Below are 17,995 nucleotides of genomic sequence, written 5' to 3'. Positions count from 1 at the left end.
GTCCCGTTCAAGCGCCGGGGGCCTGCGCTTTGCTCTTCAGGGGCGCGGGGCTGTGACATGTGCGGCTCCGCCGCGTGGGCGCGAGAAGCCCCACCCACCCGCACCCGAAGCACAAACAGCTGTGGCCCGAATCCCTGAAAGGGACCCGGGCCACAAGCGCGTCAGCGAACGAATCAAACCGTCCGGAACGCCAGCACCACGTTGTGCCCACCGAACCCGAACGAGTCGTTCAGCGCGGCGATACGCCCCTCGACCGGCAGCTTGCGGGCCTCACCCCGCACGATGTCGGCGTTGGCCTCCGCCTCGGGGTCCAGGTCGTTCACATTGATCGTCGGCGGAGCCACCCGGTGGTACAGCGCGAGCACCGTCGCCACCGTCTCCACCCCACCGGCCCCACCGAGCAGATGCCCGGTCATCGACTTCGTCGCCGACACCGCGAAGTGGTCGGTGTCGTCACCGAACACCTTCCGCAGCGCCTTCAGCTCCGCGATGTCACCGGCCGGCGTCGACGTCCCGTGCGCGTTGACGTGCACGATCTCCGCCGGGTCAAGGTCGGTGCGGTCCAGCAGGTTCTGCAGGGCGTGGGCGATCCCACGCCCCTCCGGCTCCGGCTGCACGATGTCGTGGCCGTCGGCGGAGATGCCCTGGCCCACGGCCTCGGCGTAGACCCGGGCACCCCGCGCCGCCGCGTGCTCGGCCGACTCCAGGACGACGACACCGGCACCCTCGCCGAGGACGAAGCCGTCACGGCCGGTGTCGTACGGACGGGAGGCGCCCTGCGGGTCCTCGTTGTTCTTGGACATCGCCATCATGTTGCCGAACGCGGCGATCGGCAGCGGGTGGATGGCGGCCTCGGTGCCACCGGCGATCACGACGTCGGCGCGGCCGGTGCGGATCATCTCGATGGCGTAGCCGATGGCCTCGGCGCCCGACGCGCAGGCGGAGACCGGGGTGTGCACACCGGCGCGCGCGCCGACGTACAGACCGACGTTGGCGGACGGGCCGTTGGGCATCAGCATCGGCACGGTGTGCGGGGAGACACGGCGTACGCCTTTCTCCTTCAGCACGTCGTACTGGTCGAGCAGGGTCGTCACCCCACCGATACCGGAGGCGATGACCGCGCCGACACGGTCGGCGTCGACGGTGCCGTCGTCGGCCGAGGTCTCCGTGTAACCGGCGTCGGCCCACGCCTCCTTGGCCGCGATCAGCGCGAACTGCGCCGAGCGGTCCAGTCGGCGGGCCTGCGGCCGGGGAATGACCTCGGTCGGCTCCACGGCGATCTGCGCGGCGATACGGACCGCCTGGTCGGCGGCCCACTCCTGCTCCAGGGGACCGACACCGGACTTGCCGGCGACCAGCCCCTCCCAGGTGGAAGTCGCGTCGCCACCCAGCGGTGTGGTTGCGCCGATACCGGTGACGACCACGGTGCGATTGGTCGAGCTCACGGGAATGTTCTCCAACGGTTACGAGGAATCAGCGGCGCCACCGCCGGGTGGCGGGGCAAGCGGACTGCTCCGCGGGGGATCGGGCCGGACCCGATCCGCCGGATCAGCCCTGGTGCTTGAGGATGTAGTCGGTCGCGTCGCCGACCGTCTTGAGGTTCTTGACGTCGTCGTCCGGGATCTTGACGTCGAAGCGCTCTTCGGCGGCGACGACGACCTCGACCATGGACAGCGAGTCGACGTCCAGGTCGTCGGTGAAGGACTTGTCCAGCTGGACGTCCTCGACCGGGATGCCGGCGATCTCGTTCACGATGTCGGCGAGACCGGCGACGATCTCTTCCTGGGTGGCGGCCATGTCAGGCGCTCCTTCGTAGTTTCAGACGGTTGAGAGGGTGGGGCGCCCGCCGCGTCAGCGGCAGGTTGTGCGTTTCCCGCACCGGACCGCAAGATCCGGAGCGGGTGCCTAGGGGAGGGTAACGACCGTCGCGGCGTACACGAGACCCGCCCCGAAGCCGATGACGAGCGCGGTGTCGCCGCTCTTCGCCTCGCCGGTCGCCAGGAGCCGCTCCATCGCGAGCGGGATCGAGGCGGCCGAGGTGTTGCCGGTGGTACGCACGTCACGCGCGACCGTGACGTGCTCCGGCAGCTTGAGTGTCTTCACCATCGAGTCGATGATCCGCTCGTTGGCCTGGTGCGGAATGAAGACGTCCAGGTCGTCCGAGCTGATCCCGGCCGCGTCCAGCGCCTGCTGCGCGACCTTCGCCATCTCGAACACGGCCCAGCGGAACACCGCCTGGCCCTCCTGCGTGATCGCGGGGAACTTGACGTTGCCCTCGCTGTCCAGCGGAAGCGTGTCGACGTCCCCGATCCGGAACTCGTTCCACGGCACCGTCTGCTTGATCGTGCCGGCCTTGTCGCCCTCGGAGCCCCACACCGTCGGGCCGATGTGCGGCTCCTGGGAGGGGCCGACGACGACCGCGCCGGCGCCGTCACCGAAGAGGAAGGCCGTGGCCCGGTCCTCCAGGTCGGTGAGGTCGGACAGCCGCTCGACACCGATGACGAGGACGTACTCCGCCGAGCCCTCGACGACCATGCCCTTGGCGAGGGTCAGGCCGTAGCCGAAGCCCGCGCAGCCGGCCGAGATGTCGAAGGCGGCGGCCTTGGCGGTGCCCAGCTTGTCGGCGATCTCGGTGGCGACGGCCGGGGTCTGGCTGAAGTGCGAGACGGTCGAGACGACGACCGCGCCGATCTGCTCGGCGGAGATCCCGGCGTCGGCGATCGCCTTGCCGGACGCCTCGATCGACATGGCGGCGACGGTCTCGTCGTCGTTCGCCCAGTGCCGGGTCTCGATGCCGGAGCGGGAGCGGATCCACTCGTCGGACGAGTCGATCTTCTCCAGGATCACGTCGTTGGGCACCACCCGGACCGGGCGGTAGCCGCCCACGCCGAGGATGCGTGCGTACGGGGCGCCCTTGCTCGGCCTGATCTTCGACATAGCTCCCGGGCTCCTAGTTCTGGTGCTCGGCGATGAGCGCGCGAGCGGCGTCGAGGTCGTCGGGTGTCTTCAGCGCCACCGTGGCCACGCCCGGCAGGGCGCGCTTGGCGAGACCGGTGAGCGTGCCGCCGGGGCACACCTCGACGAGCGCGGTCACGCCCAGTTCCTTGAACGTCTCCATGCACAGGTCCCAGCGGACCGGGTTGGCGACCTGACCGACGAGACGGGAGAGCACCTCGGCGCCGGTGGCGACGGCCTGCCCGTCCTTGTTCGAGACATAGGTGAGCTTCGGGTCCCCGGGGGCGAGTTCCTCGGCGGCCTTGGCGAGGCTGTCCACGGCGGGGGCCATGTGGTGCGTGTGGAAGGCGCCCGCGACCTTGAGCGCCACCACGCGGCGGACACCCTCGGGCTTGTCCGCCTCCAGGGCGGCCAGCTGCTCCAGGGTGCCGGCGGCGACGATCTGGCCCGCGCCGTTCACGTTGGCCGGGGTCAGCCCCAGCTTCCGCAGGTGCGGGATCGTCACCTCGGGGTCGCCGCCGAGCAGCGCGGACATGCCGGTCTCGGTGATCGCGGCGGCCTCGGCCATGGCCAGGCCCCGCTTGCGGACGAGGGACAGCGCGGCCGTGTCGTCGAGGACACCGGCGAACGCGGCGGCGGTGATCTCGCCGACGCTGTGACCGGCGACCGCGCCGGGCAGCACGTCGCCGAGGGCGGCGGCGGACAGCAGCCCGGCCGCCACGAGGAGCGGCTGGGCCACGGCGGTGTCGCGGATCGCGTCGGCGTCGGCCTCGGTGCCGTAGTGGGCGAGGTCCAGCCCGATGGCGTCCGACCACGCGCCGAGACGGTCGGCGGCACCGGGGAGGTCGAGCCAAGGAGTCAGGAAGCCGGGCGTCTGGGCGCCCTGGCCGGGAGCGACGAGTACGAGCACTCTCACACTCTCTCTTGGGGACGGCTCAGGCCGCCCGTGGGGACAGGGACGAAGAACACGAGGGGGTTTTGTAGCCCTCCGACAAAACCCTAGAGCTGGGGATCCCCATCCACCAGACGCCCCAGGATCAGCGCGATCCTCAAGGTGAAGGCCGAGCGTACATCGGAAGGCGACCAGCCGGTGACGTCAGTCACACGTCGAAGCCGGTAGCGCACGGTGTTGGGATGGACGAACAGCATCCGGGCCGCGCCCTCGAGGCTCGACGCCTGTTCGAGATAGACGCTGAGCGTCTCCAGGAGAGCGGAGCCGGCCTCCTCCAGCGGTCTGTAGATCTCCTCCACCAGTTGCTCGCGCGCACTGGGATCACCAGCGATCGCGCGCTCCGGAAGCAGATCGTCCGCCAGAACGGGGCGCGGCGCGTCCTGCCACGCCGAACACGCCTTGAGTCCGGCGGCGGCGGCCTGCGCGGACCGGGTCGCCGCCAGCAGGTCGGGCACGATCGGCCCGGCCACCACCGGCCCCGCCGCGTACGGCCCGATCAGCGACTTCGCCACCTGCAACGGGTCGTTGTTCCCGCCGGCGATCACCACCAGGCGGTCGCCCAGCACCCCCGTGAGCACCTGCAGCTTGGCGTGCCGGGCCGCGCGCCGGATGGCCTCCACGGTCAGCTCGCTGTCCCCGTCCGGGGCGGTGCCGAGGACCACACAGACATGGTCGGGGGAGTTCCAGCCGAGGGCGGCGGCCCTGCTGACGGCGCCCTCGTCGGCCTCGCCGCTGAGCACCGCGTTCACGACCAGGGACTCCAGCCGGGCGTCCCAGGCACCCCGTGCCTCGGCGGCCTGCGCGTACACCTGCGCGGTGGCGAAGGCGATCTCCCGCGCGTAGACGAGCAGGGCCTCGCGCAGCACGCTCTCGTCGCCGGGGGCGGCGACCTCGTCGATGGCGGACTCCATGACCTCGATGGTCGTGCGCACCATCTCCACGGTCTGCCGGAGCGTGATCGCCCGGGTCAGCTCACGCGGCGCGGTCCCGAACACGTCCGTCGAGATGGCCTGCGGGGCGTCCGGATGCCGGAACCACTCGGTGAAGGCGGCGATACCGGCCTGGGCGACCAGCCCGATCCACGACCGGTTCTCCGGCGGCATCGCCCGGTACCAGGGCAGCGTCTCGTCCATCCGCGCGATGGCCTGCGCGGCGAGGCTTCCGGACGACTTCTCCAGCCGCCGCAGCGTCGCGGAGTGCGGATGGACGTACGGCGCGGTTGCGGATTTGCTGGTTTCGGGTTCGGGCACGGGACAAGACTGCCTCATCAGGACACCTGGGTGCGGCGCGGGTCGCTACCGTGGAGTACGTGATGGACCTACGGCGCGCCGGCACGCGCTACCCCGGTGGGGACCCGGAGGCGGGGATCGCCTCGCTGCACGCGTTCTCCTTCGGGGCGCACTACGACCCGGACAACCTGCGGTTCGGCGCGGTGATCGCCTGCAACGAGGAGCGGCTCGCACCGGGCGCCGGGTTCGACGAGCATCCGCACAGCCACACCGAGATCGTCACCTGGGTCGTCGAGGGCGAGCTGACCCACCGGGACACCACGGGCCACGAGACGGTCGTCCGCCCCGGCGACGTCCAGCGGCTCAGCTCCGCCGGCGGCGTCCGGCACGTCGAGCGCAACGACGGTTCCGCGCCGCTGACCTTCGTACAGATGTGGTTGTCCCCGCTGGACCCCGGCGGCGACCCGGCGTACGAGATCGTGCGCGGCATCGCCGACTCCACCCCGTACGCCGTCCCCGAGGCCGGCGCCATGCTGCACGTCCGGCGGCTGACCACGGCGGGGGAGCGGACCGCGGTACCGGACGCGGCACGGGCGTACGTGCACGTCGTCCGAGGCACGGTGCGCCTCGGCCCGCACGAGCTGCACCCCGGCGACGCGGTGCGGGCCGAGGACGAGAAGGGGCTGGAGCTGGTGGCCGTCGTCGCGCCGGCCGAGGTGCTGGTGTGGGAGTTGGCGGAGTAGGGGGCAATGGCCTCCCCGCAGGGCGTGGTTACCGTCCGACCTCGGCGAGCACGGCGTCCGTGAACGGAGTCCAGGCCTCGACCGCCCACGGCCCGAACGCCCGGTCCGTCAGCGCGACGCACGCCAGCCCGGCGACGGGGTCGATCCACAGGAACGTGCCCGACTGGCCGAAGTGCCCGAAGGTCCCCGGCGACGACGAAGTACCCGTCCAGTGGGGCGACTTGGAGTCCCGGATCTCGAAGCCGAGCCCCCAGTCGTTGGGGTTCTGGTGCCCGTAGCCCGGCAGGACGCCCTTCGTGCCCGGGTACTGCACGGTCATCGCCGCCGCGACCGTACGCGGGTCCAGCAGCCGAGGCGCCTGCACCTCGGCGGCGAACCGCACCAGGTCCTCGACGGTCGAGACACCGTCCTTCGCGGGGGAGCCGTCCAGCGAGGTGGACGTCATGCCCAGCGGTTCCAGCACCGCCTGTCGGGCGTACTCCGCGAACGGGATGTCCGCCGCCTTCGCCACATGGTCCCCGAGCACCTCGAACCCGGCGTTGGAGTACAGCCGCCGCTCCCCGGGCGGGGCCGTCACCCGGTGCTCGTCGAAGGCCAGCCCGGAGGTGTGCGCCAGCAGATGCCGCACGGTCGACCCCGTGGGCCCCGCCGCCTCGTCCAGCTCGATCGCCCCCTCCTCGTACGCGACCAGCACGGCGTACGCGGCGAGCGGCTTGGTGACCGAGGCCAGCGGGAAGCGGTGCCCGAGCGGCCCGTGGGTCCCGAGGACGGTGCCGTCCGCCCGGACGACAGCGGCGGCGGCGGTGGGAACCGGCCAGTTCTCGATCAGCGCGAGGCTCTGCAAGGACATGCCCACGAGCCTAAGCCGCTCACAGATCCAGCTGCATCAAGGGGTCGGGCCTGCGCAGGAAGCCCATCGACGCGTACAGCGGCTCGGCCTCCGCGGAGGCGCTCAGATGGACGTATCCGGCGCCGGCCTCGCGGAACCACTCGACGAGGGACTCCATGCAGGCGCGGGCGTACCCGCGGCGCCGGCAGTCCGGGTCGGTGGCCACGCTGAAGACGTGTCCGACCGCGCCGAGCGGATTGCCGGGCTTCCCGATCCGGTAGTCGACCGTCCCCACCACCAGCGCCGCGAGCGCGTCCGGCCGCTCCGGATGGTCGACGACGAAGGCCGCGAACTCCCCCTCGGGGCCGTCGAGTCGGCGGCGCAGGACCGGCAGGGACTCGGTGTGCCAGTCGGTGGGGCCGCCCGCTCCCGGGGGCCCCATCGAGTCGATCATCACCTGACGCAGCCGGAGCACTTCCGCCGCGTCCTCGCCCGTGGCACGTCGTACGAGACTCATGCCCGCACGCTAGCCACCACGATCACGTCAAGTCCTCGTGTTTTCTCACCCGATTCGCTTGCTTCGAGCGCACTCCAAGGTTTTAGCGTGGGGGTCATGACGGTGATGGAGACCACGAGTCCGCCGAGTGTCACGACTGCCACGAGTACTGCCGATACCGACAGTTGCGCCGGTCCGCCGCTGAAGCCGCGTCGACCGGACGGGCAGGACAGATACACGATCAGCGAGGTCGTGGACCTCACCGGTCTGACGGCGCACACCCTGCGCTGGTACGAGCGGATCGGGCTGATGCCGCACATCGACCGCTCCCACACCGGCCAGCGCCGCTACCGCAACCGCGACCTCGACTGGCTCGACCTCGTGGGAAAGCTCCGGCTCACCGGTATGCCGGTCGCCGACATGGTCCGCTACGCCGAGCTGGTGCGCGAGGGCGACCACACCTACACCGAGCGCTTCGACCTGCTCAAGTCGACCCGGGACGACGTTCTGTCCCGGATCGCCGAGCTCCAGGACACCCTGAACGTGCTCGACCGAAAGATCAACTTCTACGCTGACGCCGGGCGGGCCCTGGCGTCGGAGAGGGCTTCATGACGGACGGCAGGACGAACGGCGCGATCGCGACGGCACGACTGGGCGCCGACGGCCCCGAGGTCGGCGTCCAGGGCCTCGGCTGCATGGGCATGAGCTTCGCGTACGGCCCCTCGGACGCGGCCGAGTCCAGGGCCACCCTGGAGCGCGCGCTGGAACTGGGCGTCACGCTCTACGACACGGCCCACGCGTACGGCGCCGGGGAGAACGAGAGGTTCCTCTCCCCCTTCTTCAAGGCACACCGCGACGAGGTCGTCGTCGCCACCAAGTTCGGCCTGGCGATCGACCCGGACGACCCGACGAAACGGATCATCCGCAACGACGCCGCCCACATCCGGGAGTCCGTCGAGGGCAGCCTGCGCCGTCTCGACGTCGACGTGATCGACCTCTACTACATGCACCGCCGCGACGTGAGCGTGCCCATCGAGGAGACCGTCGGCGTCATGGCCGACCTGGTCCGTGAGGGCAAGGTCAAGCAGCTGGGCCTGAGTGAGGTCACGGCCGCCGAGCTGCGCACCGCCCACGCCGTGCACCCCGTCGCCGCCCTCCAGTCCGAGTGGTCGCTCTTCAGCCGGGACATCGAGGCGAACGTGGTCCCCACGGCCCGCGAGCTCGGCGTCACCCTCGTCGCCTACTCGCCGCTGGGCCGGGGCTTCCTCACCGGTTCCTTCGCCAAGGCGGAGGACCTCACGGCCGACGACTTCCGCCGCCAGCAGCCCCGCTTCACCGGCGACAACGCCGAGGCCAACGCGGCCCTCCTGACCCCGATCCGCGAGGTCGCCGCCGCCCACGGCGCCACCCTCGGCCAGATCGCCCTGGCCTGGGTCCACCAGCAGTCGGCGATGCACGGCCTCCCGGTCATCCCGATCCCGGGCACCCGCAAGCCGGGGAGGGTGGAGGAGAACGTGGCGGCGACGGGCATCGTCCTGGGCGAGGAGGACATGACCCTCCTGGAACCGATAGCGGCCAAGGTCGCGGGAGACCGCTACGCGGACATGCGCTTCACTTCCGCAGGCAGGGAGTAGGGCCGACCTTCCAGGCGGGGGTACTGCAGTATGCCCAGGGGCGCGGGGAACTGCGCGATCAGCCACGACGCACCGTCACTCCTCCACGGCGCTCCCCACGAACGGCGCTTGGCTAAAGCTCAGCCAGCAACTCCGCCTTCTTCACACTGAACTCCTCATCGGTCACGAGTCCCGCCTCATGCAACTCCCCGAGGTGCCGGATCCGGTCGGCGATGTCGGCCGGATCCCGGCGGCCCCCGGCGTCGGCGGGCGCCACGGCCACCGCACCCCCCGAGGAACGCACCGCCGCCAACACCGCCGCGGCGAACGGCAACGACTCGTGCACCGGCCCGTACCCCAGCCCGAACACCACCGCGGCCGGATCATGATCAGGCTGAGCCGGCCGCTCCCCGGCCGCATCGCGCCGCAGCAACCGCAGATACCCCTCGAACACCTCCGGCGACCGCCACTCGACCCCGCCCAGCGCGCTCACCGGAAAGCTCTGGTCACCGGCTTTCCATTTCGCCGACGACGCCCCCGTCCAGGACCACCGGAACGACACCGAGCTCCCGTCGAACGAGGCCTTCCCGTCGTACGCCTTGAACTGCAGCGGCACCTCGGGAGCGGCCACCAGGAACCGCTCCGCAGGCCCGGTCCCGGTCAACCGCGCGCGCAGCTCGTCGGCGTAGTACTCCGCGAGCGTCTCCCGTTCGGCGGGCAGCACCAGCCGGTACGGGTCGGACCCCTCCTTGAGCTGGTCCGCCGCCGCCTCCATCAGTGGATCGGCGCCCGGTCGCGGTACGGCACGCAGTACGACGGTGCCCCGCTTCCCCGGTGTCAGCGTCACGTCCGCGATCGCTTCCAGGGGGATACGGCGCTCGCCGAGCGCGGCGAACAGCTTCGGCGTACGAATCCCCCGTTCGAAGCGGATGAGCACGGAGTCGGACTCGAACTCCCAGGCGGCATGAAATCCGGCCAGTACGTCACCCATGCGGCTCATCGTATGCGGGCGACGCGGGGAAGTCCCGACCGAGGCGAACCGCACTTTTACCCTCCTCTACGCGCGTCAGGCCGCAGCGCTGTCGGACAGACCCGTCAGGCACGCGTCGTCGTCCCGCGCGCACCGCACCGACTGGTACGCGCCGATGCCGATCTCGGCGAAGTTGTGGAGGCTCTCGGTGCCCGGCTCGAAATAGCCGCTGTGCCCCTGGGCGTCGGCCGCCGACAGGATGCGCGCCCCGAACTCCGAGGAGACCGGGTCGGCGCCGTGACCGAGCCCGCCGACCTCCAGATAGGGCACGTCCTGGACCCAGTCGTCGGCGTCCCGCATGGCCCACACCCGGGCCGCCGTCCGCAGCTGGCCGACCGTCTCGGCGCGCATGCCGGGGCTGCCCGCGACCGCGATGTCGGTGACCCGCGACGGCAGCGAGCGCGCGGCGACCCCGCACACCACGGAGCCGTAGCTGTGGCAGACCAGAGCGACCGTGGAGGCGCCCGGCAGGCTCCGCACCAGCGCGTTCAGCCGGATCGCGCCCTGTCCGGCGCGCAGCGCGGTCGCCGAGTCCAGGCCGAGGCCGTCGGGCGCGGTGTAGTCGGCCCAGGCGATGACGGCCGTACGGGTCTCGCGGCTCGCCGCGCGCTCCGCGTCGTAGAGCGATTCGGCCATGCCGACGGGGGCGGAGTACCGGCGGTTGGTGCGCTGGAAGTTGAGCACGTTGGTGTCGACGCCGGGGACGACGACCGACACCCGCTCGGCCTTGTCGAGGTCGCCGAAGACCTCGGCGACGCGGCCGTTGCCCTCGGGGTCGAAGGCGAGGATGTGCCGCTTCTTCACGGCGAGCATCTCGAAGCGGTGCATCCGGCGGCCGGCCTCGTACCGGCCGGTCTCGGAGAGCCGCTTGTCGTGCATGCGTTCTCGTTCGTGCCGGCTCTGCTGCTTCAGCGCGATGCGGTTGGCCCGGTAACGCAGCTCGACGGGCGCGCCGTTCATGTTGCCGACGGCGAGCGGGTAGCGGAGGGCGAGCCGGGTGCGCTGTGGCGCGGTGAGCGAGGCGAAGAAGTCCGCAAGGCGGTGCGGGGACGATTCGGCGTCCGGCAGTGCACGGCCGTCGAGGTGTCCGCTCTGCCACGCGGAGAGCGACGCCTGGAGCGGCGACTTCTCTCGGTGGCTGCGGATCGCGGTCCAGCCGGTGGTCGCCAGCATCACGAAAACCACGGCCAGCGCCAGCAGTGCGCGCCAGACGTTCAGTTGCGGGGAGGAGTCGAAGGAAGTCACTGAAAGGACACACTAAGAGAACGGAAGGGTCTCGCGTTAACCAAGTGAGGCGGATCACGTTTCGATCACGCCCGTTCCGTACGGTGCGCAGAGAAGGTCCCGATGGTGCCCTTGCTGACAGGTTTCAGCCAGTGCGCCACTTTTCGGCCAACGAGGGGCGCAGGGCGTCCAGATGTGCGGCGGTCAGCTCCCGCATCGCCTCCATGCTGAGGTCACCGCCCTGCGCCCACAGCCGTTCGGTCACGCGCATGACGCCGGCGAACACGGCCACCGCGACACGCGGCCGGGGGTCGGTCTCCACGTCGACCCCCTCGCGCTCCGCGATGATCCGCTCGATCCGCCGCCCCACCTCGTCCGCCCGGCGCAGGTGGGCGGCCAGCAGCGCGGGCGTCGACTCGACCATCCCGTACGCCCGCAGATGCAGGTCGAGCGGAACGACCTGGTCGACGGCCTCACCGAAGGCGTCCCAGCCCTCCAGGACGGCGTTGCGCATGGCCTCCAGCGGGGCCTCGTGCGCCGGCCGGGCGCGCACCGCCGCCAGAAAGTGGTCGTGGGTCAGGCTCATGACCGCGAGCGCGGCCTCCTCCTTGCCCGCGAAGTAGCGGAAGAAGGTGCGCTGCGACACGTCGACGGCCTCGGCGATGTCGTCGACCGTGGTCGCCTCGTAGCCCCGGGTCGTGAACAGCTCCAGAGCCGCCCGCAGGAGCGCGTCATGGGTGCGCTGCTTCTTCCGCTCGCGCAGCCCGGGCCGCTCCCCCGCCGTGGACGCCGTCTCCATGAACCCTCGTTTCCACCCGCCCCTGCGGCGAGTGACGTGACAGTTACCGACTTGTGAATTGGTTTGTCAACTGTCAGTGGCTGACATTAGCCTCGCACGCATGACTAGTCAGACCACTGTCGACAAGACGGGACCGGGGGACAAGGCGCCAGGCGTCCCGTCGGACCCGACGACGAACCAGGGCCGGGGCCTGCGCGGCCATCCCTGGTTCACCCTCCTCACCGTGGCCGTCGGCGTCATGATGGTCGCCCTCGACGGCACCATCGTGGCGATCGCCAACCCGGCCATCGCCAAGGATCTGGGTGCCACCTGGGCCGATGTCCAGTGGATCACCAACGCGTACTTCCTGGCCCTCGCCGTCACCCTCATCACCGCGGGTAAGCTGGGCGACCGCTTCGGCCACCGCCAGACCTTCCTCATAGGCGTGGTCGGCTTCGCCGCCGCCTCCGGCGCCATCGGTCTGTCGGACTCGGTCGCCTTCGTGGTGACCTTCCGTGTCTTCCAGGGCCTCTTCGGCGCGCTGCTGATGCCGGCCGCGCTCGGTCTGCTGCGGGCCACGTTCCCCGCCGAGAAGCTGAACATGGCGATCGGCATCTGGGGCATGGTCATCGGCGCCTCCACCGCGGGCGGCCCGATCCTCGGCGGCTTCCTGGTGGAGAACGTCAGCTGGCAGTCGGTGTTCTGGATCAACGTCCCGGTCGGCGTCCTCGCCGTGGCCCTGGGCGCCTGGATCCTGCTGGACCACCGCGCCGAGAACGCCCCGCGCTCTTTCGACGTCCTCGGCATCGCCCTGCTCTCCGGAGCCATGTTCTGCCTGGTGTGGGCGCTCATCAAGGCCCCGGAGTGGGGCTGGGGCGACGCCCAGACCTGGACCTTCCTGGTCGTCTCCGTCGTCGGCTTCGCCCTCTTCGCCCTCTGGGAGACGAAGGTGAAGGAGCCGCTCATCCCGCTGGCCCTCTTCCGTTCCGTGCCGCTGTCGGCGGGTGTCGTGCTGATGGTGCTGATGGCCATCGCCTTCATGGGCGGCCTGTTCTTCGTCACGTTCTACCTCCAGAACGTGCACGGCATGAGCCCCATCGACGCGGGTCTGCACCTGCTGCCGCTCACCGGCATGATGATCGTCGGCTCGCCGCTCGCCGGCGCGCTGATCACCAAGGCCGGACCCCGCATCCCGCTGGCCGGCGGCATGGCCCTCACCGCGATCGCGATGTACGGCATGTCGACGCTCCAGACCGACACCGGCAGCGCCGTGATGTCCCTCTGGTTCGCCCTCCTCGGCCTGGGCCTCGCCCCGGTGATGGTCGGCGCCACCGAGGTCATCGTCGGCAACGCGCCCCTGGAGCTGTCCGGTGTCGCCGGCGGTCTCCAGCAGGCCGCGATGCAGATCGGCGGCAGCCTCGGTACGGCCGTGCTGGGCGCCGTGATGACGTCCAAGGTGGACAGCGACTTCGCGGGCAACTGGAAGGACGCGGGGCTCCCGCCGCTCGACGAGGCGCAGCTCGCCCAGGCCAAGCAGGCCGTGCAGCAGGGTGCCGCGCCGGTCGCCGAGGGCACCCCGGCCGAGATCGCCGCGAAGATCACCACGGTCGCGCACGACACGTTCATCTCCGGGATGAGCCTGGCGTCCCTCGTCGCCGCCGGGGTGGCCGCGGTCGCCGTCCTTGTGGCGTTCCTGACCAAGCGTGGCGCGAACGCCGAGGCGGGTGCCGGAGCGGCGCACATCTAACAGCCCCGTCGCCGCTTCACGCGCGGGTTTCCGCCCGCGTTCGCCTATCAGGGTGACAAGTCTGAAGATCGCTTCCACCCGGCGCGCGCCGCAGGTCACAGTGGGTCAAGTCCTCCGCACGACATGGTCGTTCGACCGCGGAGGGATCCGGGGGTCTGCGGCGCGCTGCCGGAGGGGGGCAGCGCGCGCAGACGGCTCCGCCAACCGTCCCTGGTTTCAACCACTTCGGTGGGGTACTCGCCACGTCGTACTCGAACTGACCGCGAGGTCCAGGGAGTTGTTGACAATGGCGGGTTTCGGACACAGTTCGCGCAGGCACCCTCGCTCACGTGGCCGGACGTGGTCACGGAGCGGGCCGGATCGCGCGACGCTGGGGATCATCGGAGTCATCTGCGCGGTCGCCGGATTCTTCGTCCTGGGCATCGTCCTGGGACCCGTGGCGGTCCTCTGCGGCTGGCTGGCCATGAACCGCACGTGGTCCGGCGCCCGCCCCGTCCCTGCGCTCATCGCGGTCGTTCTGGGTGCGATCGACACGATCCTGGCGATCATCTGGCTGTCGGGCACGGCCGGCCCGGGAATCGGTCTCGTCTGAGCGCGCGGCTCCGGTGGGGCTTCTCGCGCAGTTCCCCGCGCCCCCGAAATGCGGGGGCGCGGGGAACTGCGCGAGAACCCCCACCCACCCGCACCCGACAACGCACCCCACGGCCCCCACTCACCGGCGCTGCTCAGGCACCCCTTCGACAGACTTCAACGACGCCACCTCCGCCCGCAGCAGCCGAACCTCCTCGGCCAGCTCCGCTATCGCGGCCGTCTGCCGCCGCTCCTCCGCGTCGTCCTTCTCGAACCGCGCTATGAACCACGCCGCGATGTTCGCCGTCACCACACCGAGCAGCGCGATCCCCGACAGCATCAGCCCCACCGCCAGCACCCGCCCCAGCCCGGTCGTCGGCGCGTGGTCCCCGTACCCCACGGTCGTCATCGTCGTGAACGACCACCACACCGCGTCGTCCAGCGTGTCGATGTTCCCGCCGGGCGCGTCCCGCTCCACGGACAGCACCGCCAGCGACCCGAACATCAGCAGCCCGACGACCGCCCCGCCGACGTACGTCGTGAGCCGTATCTGCGACGCCATCCGCGCCCGCTGCCCGACCAGCAGCAACGTCGCCACCAGCCGCAGCAGCCGCAGCGGCTGGATGATCGGCAGCACCACGGCCGCCAGGTCCAGCCAGCGCGACCGGACGAACTCCCACCGCCGCTCGGCGAGCAGGAGCCGGACGACGTAGTCCAGCGCGAAGGCGCCCCACACCACCCACTCGGCGACCTCGCACCACCACTCCACCTGGTCGCTCGCGTCCGGCCGCACGATCGGCACGGCGTACGCGACGGCGAACACCAGGGCCAGGCCGAACAACGGCCGCTGAGTCCGCTGTTCCCACCGAACCTGCGCCGAGACCGCTCGCTGCTTCATGGCGGCATAGTAGAAAACGTGAAGGGGTGGTGAACCCACCGGTTCACCACCCCTTGACCTGAAAACCGATGCTATGCATCGCCTCCCGCGGCCCCGGGGTCCGCCGCGGCCACGTCGAGCAGCTGGTACCGGTCGATCGCCTGCTTCAGCACCGAGCGGTCGACCTTGCCCTCACGCGCCAGTTCGGTCAGCACCGCGACCACGATCGACTGCGCGTCGATGTGGAAGAAGCGCCGGGCCGCGCCCCGGGTGTCCGCGAAGCCGAAGCCGTCCGCGCCCAGCGACTGGTACGTGCCGGGCACCCAGCGCGAGATCTGGTCCGGCACCGACCGCATCCAGTCGGAGACGGCCACGAACGGCCCCTCGGCGCCGCTCAGCTTCTGCGTCACGTACGGGACCTGCTGCTCCTCCTCGGGGTGCAGCAGGTTGTGCCGCTCCACCTCGACCGCCTCGCGGCGCAGCTCGTTCCAGGAGGTCGCCGACCAGACGTCCGCCTTGACGTTCCAGTCGGCGGCGAGGATCTCCTGCGCCTCGACCGCCCACGGCACCGCCACACCGGAGGCGATGATCTGCGCGGGGATCGAGCCCGCCTCGCCGGCCCGGTAGCGGTGGATGCCCTTGAGGATGCCCTCGACGTCCACGTCCGCCGGCTCGGCCGGGTGCTGGATGGGCTCGTTGTAGACGGTGAGGTAGTAGAAGACGTCCTCGCCCGGCTTGCCGTCGGCCGTCTCGCCGTACATCCGGCGCAGACCGTCCTTCACGATGTGCGCGATCTCGTACCCGAACGCCGGGTCGTAGGCGACACAGCCCGGGTTGGTGGACGCCAGCAGCTGCGAGTGCCCGTCCGCGTGCTGCAGACCCTCACCGGTCAGAGTCGTACGCCCGGCGGTCGCACCCAGCACGAAACCGCGCGCCAGCTGGTCGGACATCTGCCAGAACTGGTCACCGGTGCGCTGGAAACCGAACATCGAGTAGAAGACGTAGACCGGGATGAGCGGCTCGCCGTGCGTGGCGTAGGCCGAACCGGCGGCGATCAGCGACGCCGTGCAGCCCGCCTCCGAGATGCCGTCGTGCAGCATCTGACCCGTCGGCGACTCCTTGTACGCGAGCAGCAGATCGCGGTCGACCGCCTCGTACTGCTGGCCGAGCGGGTTGTAGATCTTCGCACTCGGGAAGAACGAGTCCATGCCGAAGGTGCGGTACTCGTCGGGCGCGATCAGCACGAACCGCTTGCCGATCTCCTTGTCCCGCATGAGGTCCTTCAGCAGTCGCACGAACGCCATGGTCGTGGCGATCGACTGCTGACCGGAACCCTTCTTCACACTCGCGTACGTCTTGTCCTCGGGCAGCGGCAGCGGCTTCGCCCGCACGACACGCGTCGGGACGTACCCGCCGAGCCCCTTGCGGCGGTCGTGCATGTACTGGATCTCCTCGGAGTCCCGCCCGGGGTGGTAGTAGGGCGGGGCCCCGCTCTCCAGCTCCTTGTCGGAGATCGGCAGGTGCAGCCGGTCACGGAAGCGCTTGAGGTCGTCGACCGTCAGCTTCTTCATCTGGTGCGTGGCGTTGCGGCCCTCGAAGTTCGGGCCGAGCGTCCAGCCCTTGACCGTCTTCGCCAGGATGACGGTCGGCTGGCCCTTGTGCTCGTACGCCGCCTTGTACGCCGCGTAGATCTTGCGGTGGTCGTGACCGCCGCGGCCCAGGTGCAGGATCTGGTCGTCGGTCATGTTCTCGACCATCGCGCGCAGCCGGTGGTCGTCACCGAAGAAGTGGTCGCGGATGTACGCCCCGGTCTCCGTGGCGTACGTCTGGTACTGGCCGTCGGGCGTGGTGTTCATCCGGTTGACCAGCACACCGTCGCGGTCCTGGGCGAGCAGCGGGTCCCAGGAGCGGTCCCAGACCAGCTTGATCACGTTCCAGCCGGCGCCCCGGAAGACCGACTCCAGCTCCTGGATGACCTTGCCGTTGCCGCGCACCGGGCCGTCGAGGCGCTGGAGGTTGCAGTTCACGACGAAGGTCAGGTTGTCGAGGCCCTCGCGGGCGGCGAGGGTGAGCTGGCCGAGCGACTCCGGCTCGTCCATCTCGCCGTCGCCGAGGAACGCCCACACGTGCGACTTGGAGGTGTCCGCGATCCCGCGCGCCTCCATGTACCGGTTCATCCGCGCCTGGAAGATCGCGCCCAGCGGGCCGAGCCCCATGGACACGGTCGGGAACTCCCAGAAGTCCGGCATCAGACGCGGGTGCGGGTAGCTGGACAGCCCGTACGGCGCCTTGGACTTCTCCTGGCGGAACGCGTCCAGCTGCTGCTCGTCGAGCCGGTCGAGCATGAACGCGCGGGCGTAGATGCCGGGCGAGGCGTGGCCCTGGAAGAAGATCTGGTCGCCGCCGTCGCCCTCGTCCTTGCCGCGGAAGAAGTGGTTGAAGCCCACGTCGTAGAGGGAGGCGGAGGACGCGAAGGTCGCGATGTGACCACCGACGCCGATCCCGGGCCGCTGGGCGCGCGAGACCATCACGGCCGCGTTCCAACGGGTCGCGTTGAGGATCTTCCGCTCGATCTCCTCGTTGCCGGGGAAGAACGGCTCGGCCTTGGTCGGGATGGTGTTGACGTAGTCCGTGCTGCGCATCTCGGGAACGGCCACGCGCTTCTCGCGGGCCCGCTCGATGAGCCGGAGCATCAGGTAGCGCGCGCGCTCACGCCCGCGCTCGTCCACGGCGGCGTCGAGCGAGTCGAGCCACTCCTGGGTCTCCTCGGGATCGAAGTCAGGGACCTGACTCGGAAGGCCGCCAATGATGATCGGATTGCGATCGGATCCGGAAGCCACGCTGTTCCTTAGCTGTCAGAGGGCCGCTCTTCGGGGTTTCTGCAGGGTGTCGAGGGGGTTCTCAAGGTGCCTGCACCGCCCCCCATCGTGTACCTCGGGAACGCAAACGTCA

At 70.5% G+C, this 17,995-nt stretch carries 16 protein-coding genes and 1 pseudogene; 5 read left to right on the top strand and 12 right to left on the bottom strand.

Features of this window, described 5'->3' with window-relative positions; genetic code table 11:
* Positions 1 to 173: 173 nt before the first annotated feature.
* The 5 genes from fabF to fasR all read right to left on the bottom strand — a co-directional run bounded on the left by fabF (position 174) and on the right by fasR (position 5,157).
* Positions 174 to 1,445, bottom strand: a complete 1,272-nt coding sequence (fabF, locus tag L3078_RS14140) for a beta-ketoacyl-ACP synthase II (RefSeq protein ID WP_239753936.1) — start codon at positions 1,443 to 1,445, stop codon at positions 174 to 176.
* 103 nt (positions 1,446 to 1,548) lie between these two features.
* Positions 1,549 to 1,797, bottom strand: a complete 249-nt coding sequence (locus tag L3078_RS14135; RefSeq protein WP_045557916.1) for an acyl carrier protein — start codon at positions 1,795 to 1,797, stop codon at positions 1,549 to 1,551.
* A 108-nt stretch (positions 1,798 to 1,905) separates the two neighbouring features.
* A complete protein-coding gene (locus L3078_RS14130) occupies positions 1,906 to 2,937 on the bottom strand; it encodes a ketoacyl-ACP synthase III (RefSeq protein ID WP_239753935.1) in 1,032 nt (343 codons plus the stop codon).
* A 13-nt stretch (positions 2,938 to 2,950) separates the two neighbouring features.
* On the bottom strand, positions 2,951 to 3,865 hold the full coding sequence (locus tag L3078_RS14125) for an ACP S-malonyltransferase (RefSeq protein WP_239753932.1): 915 nt from the start codon (positions 3,863 to 3,865) through the stop codon (positions 2,951 to 2,953).
* 89 nt (positions 3,866 to 3,954) lie between these two features.
* Positions 3,955 to 5,157: a fatty acid biosynthesis transcriptional regulator FasR gene (gene fasR, locus L3078_RS14120; protein WP_045557919.1), complete on the bottom strand. Its 1,203-nt coding sequence runs from the start codon at positions 5,155 to 5,157 to the stop codon at positions 3,955 to 3,957.
* A 62-nt stretch (positions 5,158 to 5,219) separates the two neighbouring features.
* On the opposite strand from fasR, the gene L3078_RS14115 reads away from it, so the two are divergent.
* Complete coding sequence (locus L3078_RS14115; protein ID WP_239760310.1) at positions 5,220 to 5,879, top strand: pirin family protein; 660 nt, start codon at positions 5,220 to 5,222, stop codon at positions 5,877 to 5,879.
* 28 nt (positions 5,880 to 5,907) lie between these two features.
* On the opposite strand, the gene L3078_RS14110 is transcribed toward L3078_RS14115, so the two are convergent.
* Both L3078_RS14110 and L3078_RS14105 read right to left on the bottom strand, forming a co-directional pair.
* A complete protein-coding gene (locus tag L3078_RS14110) occupies positions 5,908 to 6,729 on the bottom strand; it encodes a serine hydrolase domain-containing protein (protein WP_239753931.1) in 822 nt (273 codons plus the stop codon).
* Between the two features lie 19 nt (positions 6,730 to 6,748).
* Positions 6,749 to 7,225 carry a GNAT family N-acetyltransferase gene (locus tag L3078_RS14105; protein ID WP_239753930.1) on the bottom strand — a complete coding sequence of 159 codons (477 nt, stop codon included), beginning with the start codon at positions 7,223 to 7,225 and terminating at the stop codon, positions 6,749 to 6,751.
* A gap of 96 nt (positions 7,226 to 7,321) precedes the next feature.
* On the opposite strand from L3078_RS14105, the gene L3078_RS14100 reads away from it, so the two are divergent.
* The gene (locus L3078_RS14100) at positions 7,322 to 7,816 is read left to right on the top strand and encodes a MerR family transcriptional regulator (RefSeq protein WP_239753929.1); all 495 of its coding nucleotides are present in this window, start codon (positions 7,322 to 7,324) and stop codon (positions 7,814 to 7,816) included.
* On the top strand, positions 7,813 to 8,838 hold the full coding sequence (locus L3078_RS14095) for an aldo/keto reductase (protein ID WP_239753928.1): 1,026 nt from the start codon (positions 7,813 to 7,815) through the stop codon (positions 8,836 to 8,838). The genes L3078_RS14100 and L3078_RS14095 overlap by 4 nt, the downstream gene beginning before the upstream one ends.
* A 112-nt stretch (positions 8,839 to 8,950) precedes the next feature.
* Here L3078_RS14095 and L3078_RS14090 read toward each other — a convergent pair whose 3' ends face one another.
* The 3 genes from L3078_RS14090 to L3078_RS14080 all read right to left on the bottom strand — a co-directional run bounded on the left by L3078_RS14090 (position 8,951) and on the right by L3078_RS14080 (position 11,870).
* The gene (locus L3078_RS14090) at positions 8,951 to 9,808 is read right to left on the bottom strand and encodes a DUF4429 domain-containing protein (RefSeq protein ID WP_239753927.1); all 858 of its coding nucleotides are present in this window, start codon (positions 9,806 to 9,808) and stop codon (positions 8,951 to 8,953) included.
* Between the two features lie 75 nt (positions 9,809 to 9,883).
* Positions 9,884 to 11,092 (bottom strand): alpha/beta hydrolase, encoded by a 1,209-nt coding sequence (locus tag L3078_RS14085; protein ID WP_239753926.1) that lies wholly within the window; start codon positions 11,090 to 11,092, stop codon positions 9,884 to 9,886.
* Between the two features lie 124 nt (positions 11,093 to 11,216).
* Positions 11,217 to 11,870: a TetR family transcriptional regulator gene (locus tag L3078_RS14080; RefSeq protein WP_239753925.1), complete on the bottom strand. Its 654-nt coding sequence runs from the start codon at positions 11,868 to 11,870 to the stop codon at positions 11,217 to 11,219.
* A 100-nt stretch (positions 11,871 to 11,970) separates the two neighbouring features.
* On the opposite strand from L3078_RS14080, the pseudogene L3078_RS14075 reads away from it, so the two are divergent.
* Both L3078_RS14075 and L3078_RS14070 read left to right on the top strand, forming a co-directional pair.
* A pseudogene (locus L3078_RS14075) lies at positions 11,971 to 13,624 on the top strand (MFS transporter); the annotation flags it as partial.
* 258 nt (positions 13,625 to 13,882) lie between these two features.
* On the top strand, positions 13,883 to 14,188 hold the full coding sequence (locus L3078_RS14070) for a small hydrophobic protein (protein WP_239753922.1): 306 nt from the start codon (positions 13,883 to 13,885) through the stop codon (positions 14,186 to 14,188).
* A 120-nt stretch (positions 14,189 to 14,308) separates the two neighbouring features.
* Here L3078_RS14070 and L3078_RS14065 read toward each other — a convergent pair whose 3' ends face one another.
* Together L3078_RS14065 and aceE are read right to left on the bottom strand one after the other, a co-directional pair.
* On the bottom strand, positions 14,309 to 15,064 hold the full coding sequence (locus tag L3078_RS14065) for a potassium channel family protein (protein WP_239753921.1): 756 nt from the start codon (positions 15,062 to 15,064) through the stop codon (positions 14,309 to 14,311).
* Between the two features lie 71 nt (positions 15,065 to 15,135).
* Positions 15,136 to 17,883, bottom strand: a complete 2,748-nt coding sequence (gene aceE, locus L3078_RS14060) for a pyruvate dehydrogenase (acetyl-transferring), homodimeric type (protein ID WP_239753920.1) — start codon at positions 17,881 to 17,883, stop codon at positions 15,136 to 15,138.
* Positions 17,884 to 17,995 lie beyond the last annotated feature (112 nt).

The sequence above is a fragment of the Streptomyces deccanensis genome (genome assembly GCF_022385335.1).
In the GTDB taxonomy this organism is placed as follows: Bacteria; Actinomycetota; Actinomycetes; order Streptomycetales; family Streptomycetaceae; genus Streptomyces; species Streptomyces deccanensis.
The sequence above is the reverse complement of the archived record's forward strand: the minus strand, read 5'-3'. Positions and strand labels throughout refer to the sequence as shown.

Bases quoted from the DNA above. Each gene is read 5' to 3' on its own strand.
- L3078_RS14135 (WP_045557916.1), bottom strand. From the start codon at position 1,797: ATGGCCGCCACCCAGGAAGAGATCGTCGCCGGTCTCGCCGACATCGTG.
- L3078_RS14130 (WP_239753935.1), bottom strand. From the start codon at position 2,937: ATGTCGAAGATCAGGCCGAGCAAGGGCGCCCCGTACGCACGCATCCTC.
- L3078_RS14115 (WP_239760310.1), top strand. From the start codon at position 5,220: ATGGACCTACGGCGCGCCGGCACGCGCTACCCCGGTGGGGACCCGGAG.
- L3078_RS14110 (WP_239753931.1), bottom strand. From the start codon at position 6,729: ATGTCCTTGCAGAGCCTCGCGCTGATCGAGAACTGGCCGGTTCCCACC.
- L3078_RS14105 (WP_239753930.1), bottom strand. From the start codon at position 7,225: ATGAGTCTCGTACGACGTGCCACGGGCGAGGACGCGGCGGAAGTGCTC.
- L3078_RS14100 (WP_239753929.1), top strand. From the start codon at position 7,322: ATGACGGTGATGGAGACCACGAGTCCGCCGAGTGTCACGACTGCCACG.
- L3078_RS14095 (WP_239753928.1), top strand. From the start codon at position 7,813: ATGACGGACGGCAGGACGAACGGCGCGATCGCGACGGCACGACTGGGC.
- L3078_RS14090 (WP_239753927.1), bottom strand. From the start codon at position 9,808: ATGGGTGACGTACTGGCCGGATTTCATGCCGCCTGGGAGTTCGAGTCC.
- L3078_RS14080 (WP_239753925.1), bottom strand. From the start codon at position 11,870: ATGGAGACGGCGTCCACGGCGGGGGAGCGGCCCGGGCTGCGCGAGCGG.
- L3078_RS14070 (WP_239753922.1), top strand. From the start codon at position 13,883: ATGGCGGGTTTCGGACACAGTTCGCGCAGGCACCCTCGCTCACGTGGC.
- L3078_RS14065 (WP_239753921.1), bottom strand. From the start codon at position 15,064: ATGAAGCAGCGAGCGGTCTCGGCGCAGGTTCGGTGGGAACAGCGGACT.